This window comes from Pseudofrankia coriaricola (assembly GCF_001854805.1).
GTDB lineage: Bacteria > Actinomycetota > Actinomycetes > Frankiales > Frankiaceae > Pseudofrankia.
This window is the reverse complement of record NZ_MBLO01000272.1, coordinates 1-11,929: the sequence shown is the minus strand read 5'-3', so window position 1 is coordinate 11,929 and position 11,929 is coordinate 1. Positions and strand designations below refer to the sequence as shown.

13 protein-coding genes and 1 tRNA gene are annotated in these 11,929 nt (G+C 73.0%); 9 read left to right on the top strand and 5 right to left on the bottom strand.

All coding sequences use genetic code 11. The features are described from left to right. Positions 1-83 precede the first annotated feature (83 nt). Entirely contained in the window at positions 84-770 is a 687-nt protein-coding gene (locus BCD48_RS42910) for an alpha/beta fold hydrolase (RefSeq protein WP_071054385.1), read from the top strand. A 46-nt stretch (positions 771-816) separates the two neighbouring features. Here the strand turns inward: BCD48_RS42910 and BCD48_RS50960 are convergent, their stop codons facing one another. Continuing rightward, complete coding sequence (locus BCD48_RS50960) at positions 817-1,074, bottom strand: hypothetical protein (RefSeq protein WP_131804234.1); 258 nt, start codon at positions 1,072-1,074, stop codon at positions 817-819. 158 nt (positions 1,075-1,232) lie between these two features. On the opposite strand from BCD48_RS50960, the gene BCD48_RS42905 reads away from it, so the two are divergent. Beyond that, the gene (locus BCD48_RS42905; RefSeq protein WP_198543635.1) at positions 1,233-1,463 is read left to right on the top strand and encodes a hypothetical protein; all 231 of its coding nucleotides are present in this window, start codon (positions 1,233-1,235) and stop codon (positions 1,461-1,463) included. Between the two features lie 331 nt (positions 1,464-1,794). Here the strand turns inward: BCD48_RS42905 and BCD48_RS42900 are convergent, their stop codons facing one another. Further along, a complete protein-coding gene (locus BCD48_RS42900) occupies positions 1,795-2,163 on the bottom strand; it encodes an FmdB family zinc ribbon protein (RefSeq protein ID WP_071054270.1) in 369 nt (122 codons plus the stop codon). A gap of 104 nt (positions 2,164-2,267) precedes the next feature. Continuing rightward, a complete protein-coding gene (locus BCD48_RS42895; protein ID WP_274536639.1) occupies positions 2,268-2,915 on the bottom strand; it encodes a 5-formyltetrahydrofolate cyclo-ligase in 648 nt (215 codons plus the stop codon). A gap of 88 nt (positions 2,916-3,003) precedes the next feature. Here BCD48_RS42895 and BCD48_RS42890 point away from each other — a divergent pair, with 88 nt between their 5' ends. From BCD48_RS42890 to BCD48_RS42865, 6 genes are all read left to right on the top strand, one after another. Beyond that, positions 3,004-3,924 (top strand): UTP--glucose-1-phosphate uridylyltransferase, encoded by a 921-nt coding sequence (locus BCD48_RS42890; RefSeq protein WP_071054268.1) that lies wholly within the window; start codon positions 3,004-3,006, stop codon positions 3,922-3,924. A 566-nt stretch (positions 3,925-4,490) separates the two neighbouring features. After that, positions 4,491-5,762 carry a molybdotransferase-like divisome protein Glp gene (glp, locus tag BCD48_RS42885; protein ID WP_071054266.1) on the top strand — a complete coding sequence of 424 codons (1,272 nt, stop codon included), beginning with the start codon at positions 4,491-4,493 and terminating at the stop codon, positions 5,760-5,762. Beyond that, the gene (moaC, locus tag BCD48_RS42880; protein WP_071054264.1) at positions 5,763-6,353 is read left to right on the top strand and encodes a cyclic pyranopterin monophosphate synthase MoaC; all 591 of its coding nucleotides are present in this window, start codon (positions 5,763-5,765) and stop codon (positions 6,351-6,353) included. It begins immediately after the preceding gene. Then, positions 6,350-6,937 carry a MogA/MoaB family molybdenum cofactor biosynthesis protein gene (locus tag BCD48_RS42875; RefSeq protein WP_083420076.1) on the top strand — a complete coding sequence of 196 codons (588 nt, stop codon included), beginning with the start codon at positions 6,350-6,352 and terminating at the stop codon, positions 6,935-6,937. Before moaC ends, BCD48_RS42875 begins: the two co-directional genes overlap by 4 nt. After that, a complete protein-coding gene (locus tag BCD48_RS42870; RefSeq protein ID WP_071054262.1) occupies positions 6,934-7,566 on the top strand; it encodes a GNAT family N-acetyltransferase in 633 nt (210 codons plus the stop codon). The genes BCD48_RS42875 and BCD48_RS42870 overlap by 4 nt, the downstream gene beginning before the upstream one ends. 396 nt (positions 7,567-7,962) lie before the next feature. After that, the gene (locus tag BCD48_RS42865; RefSeq protein WP_071054260.1) at positions 7,963-9,597 is read left to right on the top strand and encodes a SepX/GlpR family protein; all 1,635 of its coding nucleotides are present in this window, start codon (positions 7,963-7,965) and stop codon (positions 9,595-9,597) included. Positions 9,598-10,418: 821 nt separating this feature from the next. Here BCD48_RS42865 and BCD48_RS42860 read toward each other — a convergent pair. Further along, entirely contained in the window at positions 10,419-11,003 is a 585-nt protein-coding gene (locus BCD48_RS42860) for a hypothetical protein (RefSeq protein WP_071054257.1), read from the bottom strand. A 153-nt stretch (positions 11,004-11,156) separates the two neighbouring features. On the opposite strand from BCD48_RS42860, the gene BCD48_RS42855 reads away from it, so the two are divergent. After that, positions 11,157-11,233, top strand: a tRNA-Ala gene (locus BCD48_RS42855). Between the two features lie 348 nt (positions 11,234-11,581). On the opposite strand, the gene BCD48_RS51815 is transcribed toward BCD48_RS42855, so the two are convergent. Continuing rightward, positions 11,582-11,929, bottom strand: a 348-nt coding sequence (locus BCD48_RS51815; RefSeq protein WP_198543634.1) for an HNH endonuclease signature motif containing protein, incomplete at its 5' end; no start/stop codon positions are given.

The following is an 11,929-nucleotide window of genomic DNA, read 5'->3' as shown; positions in this document are numbered from 1 at the left end:
TGATGTCGGCCGGGGCCGCCGCGCCTGCCCACGGCGCCTGGCGGGCGGCGGCCGCTCTCACGAATGGAGGTGTGACCGCGAGGATGAGTACGGCTGAGCCGGCGTCCGCGCCGTCGTTCCTGCTGCTGCATGGGGCGGCGACGACCGGCGCCATCTGGGCGGGCGTGCGTCGGGAGCTGGGGGAGCGCCCGGTGCTGGCCCCTGACCGGCCGTCCACCGGCGATCTCGCGCGGGAGCTGGCCGCGTTGCGCGCCGCCGTCGACGAGGCCGGACGGCTCGGCGTCCCGGTGCCCACCCCGGTGGTGTTCGGTGGGGTGAGCGGCGGGGCGACCCTGGGCCTGGCGGCGCTGGCCGCCGGGGTGCCGCTGGCGGCGGCCGTGCTGCACGAGCCGGCCGTCGGGTCCCTGCTGCCCGGCCTGCTCGCCCCCATGGCGGCCGCCTTCGAGACGGGCGGGGTGGCGGCCTTCGGGCGGACGCTCTATGGCGAGCGCTGGCGACCGTCCAACGCGCCCGCCGACCCGGGCGCGGTCGCGCGCGACCTGGCGATGTTCCTGCGCTTCGAGCCGGCCGCGCCGGGGCCGACGCCCGGCCCGGTGATCGTCACGGTCGGCGAGCGTTCCCCCGACGTCCGCCACCGTGCCGCCGAGCTGCTGCATCGCGAACTGGGTGTGACGGTCCGGGTGCTCGCCGGCTGCGGGCACGCGGCCCACCTGGAGGCGCCGGCCGAGTTCGCCGCCCGGCTGCTCGATGCCGCTAGGAGCCTGGACTGACGGACGGTTTCTTGGGCGCCCGGTCCTCGCTGGTCGTCGCTAGCCCTCAGTCCTCGTCTGGCCAACCGACAGCGGAGGCCCGGTCGACGTGGTGCGGAGGCACGTCCGCGAGCAGGCGAGCGAGGTCGTCGCCTCCGCCGTTTCCGCCGCGCAGCGAATCCTCAGGGTCGACGTCCTGCGCGGGCTCGCGTTCCCAGTCAAGGTCGAGGTGACGTCGCGGCACCCGTGGCGCGGGAGCGTCGCGAGCGTCCGCCGGAATCCTGTCCTCCGTTCGACCATCCTTGGGCCGGCTTTCGCTTGTCATGGTTCGATCGTGCTCCCTACAGCTGTGCGCGGGCTCGGTGCGTCGTGCCGATCGTCTCCGGTTCGCTCGGGCGATGAGGCGCCGGATTCATCCGCAACTTATCGCTAGAAAGCAAATCGGCCCTAGTGTCTATCTTGCACGAGAGCAAAGTGGCTACGATGTCCGCCGTGGACGACGGTGAGCAGTTGGTCGGCATCGGGGACATCGCGTTCCAGCTCAAGATCACGCGTCAGGCGGTGGACTACTGGACTCGTAAGGACCCTAAGTTCCCTGAACCCTTGCAGGTCATCAACGCACCCACGGGCAGCGGGGCCAAAGGAACTCGGGTCTGGCGCAAGTGTGAGGTAGATGCGTGGATCATCGATCACTACCGAAGGCGCAAGGCGTAGCGGCTCGAGCGGTCAAACACCAGGGCGCTTCGCCCGTTGGTGGCGTCCAGGTTGTCGTCCGCCCGCGCTTTGATGGCACTGGGTGCCTTATTGTCGCCGGTTAAACGGAACGTCCGTTGCCAAACTTGGCTACTCCGACCGCTTCGCGGATCGATCGGCGGAACCCAGGGAAGCAGAACCAGGGAACCCAGTGAACGGACCGATACGGAAGGGCCAGCTCGCGCGTGGGCCGGCCAGTTGGCGGACCGAAGGCTCTCCCCACGATCCGTGGAAGCGGATCGTGGGGCCCTGGCCCGCGATCATCGCGGGCCCTCCCGTGGCCGGGCTCGGGTCAGGCGGCGTTGGCCGCGTTGCCCCCGCTGCCGGTGGACGAGGAGGAGGCACTCGCGGCCGTCGGCGTCGCGGTGGACTTCGCCGCGTCCGAGCTCGTGTCCTTGCCACCGCCCCCGGTCGCGGCCTCGTTGCCGCCGCCGTCAGCCGCGGCCTCCTTGGACCGCTGCGCCGGCGCGGTCGCGGACGAGCCCGAGCGGCTGTCGGTCTTGTAGAACCCGCTGCCCTTGAAGACCAGGCCAACCGAGCTGAACACCTTGCGCAGCCGGCCTGCGCAGACCGGGCACTCGGTCAGCGCGGGGTCGCTGAAGCTCTGCACGGCCTCGAGGTCATTGCCGCAGGCGGTGCAGCGGTACTGGTACGTCGGCACGGTCTCCTCCCCAGGAGTTGGCACTCGACAGTAGCGACTGCCAACTCTAACCGGTCGGCCGCCGTCACGTTCCCGCCGGAGCCCGCGCACGGGTATCCGACCTGTCACACCGGCCCGCGGCGCACGACCTGGGTGGGTGTCACGATGACGGAGACGGACAGGTCGTGCGCGTCGACGGGCACCCCGTCCACGATCGCGAGGTCGTCGACGACGGCGACCAGGGGCGCCTGGGGGTGTACCCGGCGCAGCGCGCGATCGTAGGAACCGCCTCCACGGCCCAGGCGGTGGCCGCGCCGGTCGACGGCGACGGCGGGAACGAGCACGACGTCCGCCGCCGCGAGGTCGACGGCCGGCGCCGCCGGTGGTGGCTCCCGGGTGCCCAGCGCTCCTGGGACGAGGGCGCCGGTGAACTCGCGAAAGTCCAGGTCCAGGTCCTCCCGGACCGCCGGCAGCAGCACCCGGGTGCCGTGGGCGCGCAGGGCCGCCAGCAGCTGCCTCGTGTCGGGCTCGTTCGGCAGGCCGACGAACGCCGCCACCCACACCGCGGTGGCCACCTCGGGCAGGGCGAGCACCCGGCGCGCGATCTCGGCGCCGCCGGTCTGGGCGGCCCGCGGCCCGCTGCCGCCCCGGCGCGCCGCCATCAGCCGGCGGAGCTCCGCCTTCGCGTCCGCCTCAGAGCCGGCCTTCGGGCCGGCGCTGGCCGGCCCGGTGGTCGGCGAGTCGGGCCGGTCACCCGAACGTCTCTCCCGCACCGCTCCCTCCGATCCCTCGGTGTGGTGTTTACCGAGCCGTGCGGCCATGGCTGTGCCTCCGACAGTTGGGGCTACTAAGGTTCCGGCCATGGCAGTGACGAAGGCGGTTATTCCGGCCGCGGGCCTCGGGACCCGGTTCCTTCCGGCGACGAAGGCCGTGCCCAAGGAGATGCTGCCCGTCGTCGACCGTCCGGCCATCGAATACGTGGTCGAGGAGGCGTCGCGGGCTGGCCTGCGGGATGTCCTGCTCATTACGAGCGGGTCGAAGAAGGCCATCGAGGACCACTTTGACCGGGATGCCGAGCTGGAGCTGCTGCTCGAGCGCAAGGGCGACGCCACCCGGCTCGGACGGGTGCGCGCCTCGAGCGAGCTGGGCGAGGTGCATTCTGTCCGGCAGGGGGCGCCGCGCGGCCTTGGACATGCCGTGCTGTGCGGTGCCGCCCATGTGGGTGACGAGCCGTTCGCCGTGTTGCTCGGTGACGACCTGATCGACGAACGCGACCCGCTCCTGCCGGAAATGATCGCGGTGCAGGCCCGGTTCGGCGGCAGCGTCGTCGCGCTGATGGAGGTCCCGGAGGAGATGGTCTCGCTGTACGGCGTGGCCACCGTGGACCCGGAGCCGGTGCGGGCCGATGGCCGTTACCAGACGGTGCGCATCCGCGACCTGGTCGAGAAGCCGCCGGTCGCCGAGGCGCCGAGCAATCTCGCCATCATCGGCCGCTATGTTCTCTCGCCGGCCGTCTTCGACGTGCTGCGGCGTACCGGGCCCGGCCGCGGCGGTGAGATCCAGCTGACCGACGCGCTGCGGGAGCTGGCGATGGCGGCGGACGAGGCCGGCGAGCCGGTGCATGGTGTGGTCTTCACCGGCCGCCGCTACGACACCGGCGACCGGATCGACTATCTCAAGGCGGTCATCCGCCTGGCCTGCGAGCGGCCCGACATCGGTCCCGAGCTCTACCCCTGGCTCGAGGAGTACGTCGCGGGTGGCGGCCCGAAGGCCGACATCTGACCTCGTCCTCGGCGCCGCGCGCGTCGACGGCCAGGCCAGGTGACCGGCATCCCCCAAAAGGGTGGGAAGGGAAGGTGCTCGCGCTGTGGCCATCAGCACACGGTGCTCCTTTCCCACTGATCGCCCGCCACTCACTATCGCGGAAGGGCGCGCGACAGCCGTGTAGCCCTGCGTGCCGGAGCCGCCTCAGTCGGAGTTCCTTCAGGAGTGGGCGGCGGCTGGCGACGGCGGTGGATGGTAACTGTGGGCGACTGACTTGGTGGTGCGCGTCGCGGCCGGGCCGCGCCCGGTGCCTCGATCTGGCGTGGCCCGACGGTGCCTGTGCACAAACCGGCGGCGATCGCTTGACGCCGGTGGTGTGCCGCCGGAACGCTGCGGGGTCTGGGACGTGTGAACGCCAGGCCCGCCGGTCGGCGGCCGGCCGCCGGAGACGCTGGCCGCGGTCGGCCGAGGTGCTCGGGTGTCCGGACGTCGGGCCAAGGCTCGTAACGGTTCGCGACCGGAGGACGCGGGTTGGCCGAGCCGTCCACGGAACGCGTTCCGTGGGTTATGGAGGTCAAGCGCCGATGAAGACGGTCGATGAGTACATTTCGGACATTCTAGGCGCGGTCGCGGTGCTGCCGGCGAAACGTGTGCCCTTGGCCGCCGCGCACGGGTGTGTGCTGGGGGCCGACGTACGGGCGACCCTCGCGCTTCCTCGATTCGACAACTCCGCGATGGACGGTTACGCGGTGCGTTCGGCCGACGTCGCGGCCGCCTCGGAGCATGCCCCGGTGCGCCTGCCGGTGGTCGGGGAGATCGCCGCGGGCGCCGCGACGCCGGGCGAGGTCGCGGTGGGCACCGCGGTGAGAATCATGACTGGCGCGCCGTTCCCGCTGGGCGCCGACACCGTCGTGCAGGTCGAGTGGACCGACGGCGGCACCGAGACGGTGTCCGTCTATCGACCGGCGCGTCGGAACCTGCACATCCGCCGCGCCGGCGAGGACGTCGCCCCTGGCAACCTCGTGCTCGCCGCCGGAACCCCGCTCGGTGCCGTGCAGATCGGCCTGCTCGCCGCCATCAACATCGCCCGCCCCCCCGTCCACCCGCGCCCGCGCGTCGCGGTGCTCTCGACCGGCAGCGAGCTCGTCGACGCCGGCGAACGGATCGGCCCCGGGCAGATCGTCGACTCGAACAGCCACGCGATCGCGGCGGCGGCCCGCGAGACCGGGGCCGAGGTGCACCGGCTGATCGGCGTGCCGGACGACCCGGCACGCTTCGAGGCCACGCTGCGCGCCGTGCTGCCCACGGTGGACGCGGTCGTCACCACCGGCGGGGTCAGCGTCGGCGCGCACGACGTCGTCAAGGAGGTGCTCGCCGCCACCGGCGAGGTCACCTTCGAACGGATCGCGATGCAGCCGGGCAAACCGCAGGGGTTCGGCGTGATCGACGGCGTCCCGGTGTTCACGCTGCCCGGCAACCCGGTCAGCGCGCTGGTGTCGTTCGAGGTGTTCGTCCGGCCCGCGCTGCGCAGGATGCGCGGGCTGATCGGGCCGGGCCGTCCGCGGCTGATCGTCACCGCCGCCGAGAGGCTCACCTCGCCCCCCGGAAAGCGCTCCTACCTACGGGTGCGCGTCGGCCGAGGGGAGGATGGTGGGCTGGTGGCATGGTCGGCCGGCGGCCAGGGCTCGCACCACCTGTCCGCCGCCGCGGGGGCGAACGCGCTGCTCGTCGTCCCGGAGGACGTGACCGAGGTGGAGCAGGGCAAGCCGCTGACCGCCATCCTGCTCACGGCCGACCCTGCGGACTCCCTGCTCGCCGCCGCGGCCATCACCGAGACCCTGGAGACCGACGCCTAGATGGCCACCCCGCCGCCCACGCCCCGCCTGACCCACGTCGACGAGACCGGCGCCGCCCGGATGGTCGACGTGTCCGCGAAGGACGTCACCGTCCGCACCGCCACCGCCGGTGGCCGCCTGCTGGTGAGCCCGGCCGTGGTCGAGCTGCTGCGCGGCGAGGGCGTGCCGAAGGGAGACGCGCTGGGCACCGCCCGGATCGCCGGAATCATGGGCGCGAAGCGGACGTCCGAGCTGGTGCCGCTGTGTCATCCGCTCTCCCTGTCCGGAGTAGCCGTCGACCTCGCCGTGCGCGACGACGCGGTGGAGATCACCGCCACGGTGAAGACGACGGACCGGACCGGCGTCGAGATGGAGGCGCTCACGGCGGTCGCGGTAGCCGGCCTCACACTGCACGACATGGTCAAGGCGGTGGACCCGGCGGCGGAGCTCACCGACGTCCGGCTGCTGGCGAAGTCGGGCGGCCGGCACGGTGACTGGCGCCACCCGAGGACGGCCGACGCCGCGAAGACGGCCGACGGCCCGAAGACGGCCGACGGCCCGAAGACGGCCGACGCGACGCGGAGGGCCGGCAAGGAGCAAGGTCAGTCGTGAGCGGAGCCGCTGGGTTGCCGGAGGACGCGCGGGCCAGCGTCGTCACCGTCTCCGACCGGGCGTTCCGCGGAAGCTACTCGGACCGGTCCGGCCCGGTGCTGGCGGAAGGGCTCGCGGCGCTGGGCTTCGCCGTCGACGGCCCGGCGGTCGTGCCGGATGAGCGCGAGCAGATCGCCGCGGCGCTGCGGGCGGCGATCGCGGCGGGGGCCGACCTGGTCGTCACCACCGGCGGCACCGGGCTCGCGCCCCGCGACGTCACGCCGGAGGCGACGGCCGAGGTCATCGAACGGGCGGTGCCCGGCCTCGCGGAGGCGCTGCGCGCGGCGGGCCGGGCCAAGGTGCCTACCGCGGTGCTCTCCCGCGGGCTCGCCGGCGTCGCCGGCCGCGCGCTCGTGGTGAACCTGCCCGGTTCGACCGGCGGGGTGCGCGACGGTCTCGCGGTACTCGGGCCCGTCGTCGGTCACGCCATCGACCAGCTTCGCGGCGCCGGCGACCACCGAGCCGTCGACCACCGAGCCGGTGGGCAGGGCGGCGGTGGTTCCGACGCCCACGGCACGGGCGTGGAACCGGCAGCGGGCCCGTGAACGCGCCGGGCTGGCCCGCGCGGCTGGCCGACGGCCCGGTCGAGGTACGCCCGCTGCGGGTCCGCGACGGACCGTCCTGGGTCGACGTGCGCCGGCGCAACGGCGACTGGCTCGCGCCCTGGGAGGCGACGCCGCCGGGCGTGACGTCCTTTCGGCTCAGCTGGGCGCAGCGCCAGACGCTCGGCATCTACAGCCAGATGCTGCGCCGGCTGCGCCAGCAGGCCAGGGTGGGCATCGCCCTGCCGTTCGCGACCTTCTACGGCGGAACGCTGGTCGGGCAGGTCACGGTGTCGACGATCGTGCGCGGCGCGTTCAACAGCGGTCACGTCGGCTACTGGGTGGATCGCGGGCACGCCGGGCGCGGAATCACGCCCACCGCGCTCGCGCTCGTCGTCGACCACTGTTTCGGACCCGTCGGCCTGCATCGGCTCGAAGCGAACGTGCGGCCGGAGAACGTGGCGAGTCGTCGCGTACTGGAGAAGCTGGGATTCCGCGAGGAAGGCATGCATCGGCGCTACCTGGCCATCGATGGCTTCTACCGCGATCACATCGGCTACGCGCTCACCACGGAGGACGTGCCCGAAGGGCTGCTGAGCCGATGGCAGGCGCTGCGCTCCACCAAGCCGTGACCGAGCCCGGTGCCGTCCGGTGCCGTCCGGCGCCGCCCGGCGCCGCCCGGCGCGGTCCGGCGCGGTCCGGCGCGGTCCGGCGCGGTCCGGCGCGGTCCGGTGCGGGCTCCGGGCGGTACGGAAAGTCCGCGGGGGTGTCGAGGCCGCGCGCTTGACGAGCGCCAGCTGTTGCGCGACACGCGGGCTTGTGGTCGGTGACCGGACGGATTTCCCTCACTAGCGTCAAGCAAGAAATCGGAAACCCACCGCCAAAGTCACACCACGACAAGGAAGGTGTTACATGGCCGGCACTCCCGCGCTCCGTGCGCGTTCGGCGTCGAGCTGGCGCCGTCGCCACGGCTGGCGGGCGGTTCCGGCGCATGGAGCCGCCGGTCACCCGAGACGGGTGGTCGCCACATGAGCGCGTTGATCTGGCTCGCGATCGTAGGCGTGTGGGGATTTGTCCTCATCCCGATGTGGCTGCGCCATCATGACGGCGCGCTCGAGCAGCGTTCCGCCGACCGGTTCTCCACCGCGATGCGTGTGCTGTCCCGCCGCGGTGGGCGCGCTCAGCCGGCACCGGCCGCCGCGTCCGGAGTCGTCGACGCCGGCGATGCGGACCCCGCCGGCCGCCGCGAGGCCGAGAACGTGGATGAGGCGACGGACGCGGACGACCAGATGGTTGGTACGGACGACCAGATGGTTGGTATGGCGTCCGATGATGTGGCCGCCCCGGCCGTGCGCGGAGAGTCCCGGGCATCGAGGGATGGGCAGGTCGTCGATGTGCCCTCCTTCGCTCGGCTCGGTGGGGCCGCCGACGGTGCGTCGGTGTCCCGGCTGCCAGGGCCGGGCCTTGACTCCGGCCTGGCCGGCCCAGCCCGCTCGGGCCGCCCGGCGGCAAACGGCGGGACGGCGTCGGGCAGGCGGCCCGGCCAGGGCCGCGGCCCGGGCGGGCAGGTAGCGCCACCGCGTGCGGACACGCCCGTGGCGGACAGCTTTGGCCGCGGTGAGCCGGACGAGACCGTGCACACGGTGGCCGTGGGGCCGACCCGGCCCGTGCCGCCGGCGCGGACGGCCGACCCGCGGCGCCGGGCGCTGCTGCGGCTGCGTCGTCAGCGGCTCGGGGTGCTGCTCGCCGCCGTGCCGATCACGGTCGGGCTCGCCGCCGGTCTGGCCGGCATGTGGATCGTCGTGCAGATGCTCGTCGACGTCGGGCTCGTGATCTACGTCGCTCATCTGCGGCGCTCGACGCGGGCCGAGCGCCGCCTCGCGGCCTCCCGCGCCGCCCGCGACCGCCGGATCGCGGCGGAGCGTGCCGCGCGCCGCGCGAGCCGGTCGGCGTCACCGGTGCCGCCTAGCAGGGCGACGGCCTCGCGCGGCTCGGCCGGCCTCGCCGGCGGGCGGGCGGCGGGTGAGACATCCTCGGCGCGGATGACCTCACCGGCCTCGACCGGGAAGATGCCGCCGCCGTCGCACCCGGCGGCGGCCCACGGTGCCGAGTTCTCTGACAGGTTCTCTGACAGCGACCCGGCCGGCAGCGACCTCGCCGGGCGGCCACGCGTGCCCAGCGACCAGGCTGGCCGGCTGGCATCGCCCGAGTACGCCCCCGTCCGGCTTTCCGGAGACGACGGGCGGCCGCTTACCGAGGAGGAACTGGCCACCGCGCACGCCCAGACCGTTGACCTCGGCGGCTACGCGGCGGCCGCGTCAGCGGTGACCCCGGGCGGGGCCGAGGGGAGCCCGCCGGCCGGCGGCCAGGACGAGGGATACACCAACAACGTGCGGGTGACGGGCACGCGCCCGGCCGGGCGGCCGAACGCCCGTCCGCCGACGTCGCGCCCGGGGCGGGTGCAGGTGAATCCGCCGGGGACCCACGGCGGCCTGACCGCTCCGCCAGCCGCGGGCGGCGGGGTCGCCTCGCCTCCCGGCGTCGCCTCCGCGAGCGTGGTCAGCCCGGGCTCCACCGGCGTGCCCTCCGACGGCCAGTCGTCGGGCGGCCACGAGGAGGAGGGCGGCGCCGTCCGGGTCCTGCGCCCCGCCGTCGGCAGCTGACACGACGGAACGTGACCCTCGCCGCGCACCGTGAGGGTGTGAGCCGCGACGCTGCGCACCGTGAGGGCGTGAGCCGTGGCGCGTGGGCGCGTGTTCGGGTGGCGCGCATGCGGGTGGCGCACGTCCAGGCGGCCTGTGTCCAGTTGGCTGCCTCGCCGGCCTGGAGGTCGTCAGGACGAGGTGTCATGCCGGGCGTCCGGTGAGCTGACAGCGGGCTAGCGGGACCGGACGAGACGCCGGAAAGGCCCTGTTCGCGCTGGTCGCGGCAAGGTTCCGGTTCGGCTATGGCCTCCGGCACGGGGGCGTCGCGAGGGCGGAGCGCCGGACCGCGGCCGTGCATAATGGACCCGTGACCCACCGTGTGCGGCCGAGCCTCGCGCCCCTTGGCGCAGTGGCCGGTGCGCGCTGCCCGCGGTGTTGTCGTTGTCGACGCCCTCGCGTCCGCTGACGCCCGCGCTCGTTCATCCCGCGGTGACGTCATAGCGCCGCTGGCCAGCCACGGAAGGCTGGTGGCACGGGACGCGAGGGGTTCCGAGCTGGCTGATCCTGAAGCCTGGCCGATGGCCGCGACCGCGTTCCGGGAACACTCCCGACGTCGCGTCTGACTCGACCGGCAGGGCCGGAGGCTGATCGCCCGCCAAAGGCGATCACCTGGCCACAGGCAGGGCCACGTCTTACTCGTCAGCCTGCTGTCCACCCGCGCGTGGGTGCCCGCCTCATCGCTGTGACTGGCGGTGCTGTCTTCGTGCCGCCTTGCCGCCTTGTCTTCCTGCCGTCCTGTTGTCCTGTCGTTCGGGCCGCGGGTTGGGAAGCGGTGCCGCCTACCGGGGCGGGGGTGCCTGAGGACAGCTGGCCGGGCGGACACCGACCACCACCATCGAAAGGCAGCCACCGTGACGTTCGAGGCCTGGCTCGCCCGGCTCCGGAACGACGGATACCTGCTCTGCCCGGCCAGCACGGCCGTGCCCGTGGAACTGCGCGCCGTGCGCCCCGACGGTTGGGGCCTGCACCTGCGCTGCCGCGGCGTCCGTGTCCAGCTCGGCCTTTACCGACCTGGCCGTCCGGCCTGGCAGGTACCGCTGTGGGACCGCGACGTCCTGCCCGAGGACGCCTTGGAACTGTGGGAACACCGGCCGCTGCCCCTCGCCGAGGTGGACGTGCCCGAAGGCACCCGCATCGCCTTCTCCGGCGCCCACGAGGCGCCCGACCACCTGGTCGTCTTCGACGGTGCGCGCGAGCGCGGCTGGCGGGGACACGAGGCCGGTCTGCTGCGCCCGGGCGCCGCCGCCGAGATCTTCGCCGCTCTGCTGGCCGACGCGGAGCCCGAGCTTGTCCGCTGGCGCCCGGCCACTCCTGGACGCCGTACCTCGACCGGCGCGGTCGTCTCCGTCCCACGGTCGCGACATCCCGCTGACCGCCGACCTGCCTTGGCCGTGCCAGCCGCCTCCGTGCCAGCCGCCTTGGCCGAGGCGGCTGGCGGTCGGATTTGCCCTGGAAGATCCCGATCGGGCCCAGAGCCCACACCCGCATGTCCGTCCTGTAAGCTGCGAAGTGCTTCTGGGGGTGTAGCTCAGCCTGGTAGAGCGCCTCCCTCGCACGGAGGAGGCCAGGGGTTCGAGTCCCCTCACCTCCACCAGAGTCGTCAAGTTCGAACCATGATCTTGACTGCCCCGGTCCCCTGAAGCAGTTCGCCGTTCGGGTAAATCCCGAACGGCGTTTTTTTTGTGCCCGTTGAGGCGTGGGCGTGAGGGCAGTGACGCTGGATGCTCTGGGGTAGCGGACCCGGCCACGGTGACGTCCGGCGGACGAGTGACGGTGTCCCGTGCTGAGTGGTCCCGTGCTAAGTGCTTGTTAGAGCGGTCTGTCGTCGTCTTGGGCGCGTAGTCGCCTGAAACTCGTGCGCCGTGGATTCGGCCGCGCGCAGTCGTCCTTCTGCGCCTTTATCTCTACCTCCGACCCTGATCCAACAATCCAGCGTCAGGTTTTAGAACGGGCAACGGTTGTCGGCCAGAGGCCGAGTGTCCGATGCATTCCGTGTCCTGGTCTGGGTGTCGGATGTCAGGCTGGCGGGGTCGGTGGTCCAGGTGTGGGGGTCTTCTTCGGGAAGGAAACCTTCCTCGTCGTTGGTGGTGGTGTTGACGTGGTGGGTTCGGCCGGTGGGGGTGATCCAGATGAAGGTGCCTGGTTCGGGTTGGTGGAGTTGCCATCCTGGGCTGTGTTTCATGACGTGGTGGCGGCGGCAGAGGGTGCCGAGGTTGTCGAGTGCGGTGTGGCCGTTGGTGGTTCTGGCGAGGGTGTGGTCGAGGTCGCAGGCCGTGGCGGGCATCGCGCA

Coding starts and splice junctions, on each gene's coding strand:
- BCD48_RS50960 (WP_131804234.1), bottom strand. CDS start 1,074: ATGACAAGCGAAAGCCGGCCCAAGGATGGTCGAACGGAGGACAGGATT.
- moaC (WP_071054264.1), top strand. CDS start 5,763: ATGGCCACCCCGCCGCCCACGCCCCGCCTGACCCACGTCGACGAGACC.
- BCD48_RS42860 (WP_071054257.1), bottom strand. CDS start 11,003: ATGTCGCGACCGTGGGACGGAGACGACCGCGCCGGTCGAGGTACGGCG.
- BCD48_RS42890 (WP_071054268.1), top strand. CDS start 3,004: ATGGCAGTGACGAAGGCGGTTATTCCGGCCGCGGGCCTCGGGACCCGG.
- glp (WP_071054266.1), top strand. CDS start 4,491: ATGAAGACGGTCGATGAGTACATTTCGGACATTCTAGGCGCGGTCGCG.
- BCD48_RS42910 (WP_071054385.1), top strand. CDS start 84: ATGAGTACGGCTGAGCCGGCGTCCGCGCCGTCGTTCCTGCTGCTGCAT.
- BCD48_RS42865 (WP_071054260.1), top strand. CDS start 7,963: ATGAGCGCGTTGATCTGGCTCGCGATCGTAGGCGTGTGGGGATTTGTC.
- BCD48_RS42905 (WP_198543635.1), top strand. CDS start 1,233: ATGTCCGCCGTGGACGACGGTGAGCAGTTGGTCGGCATCGGGGACATC.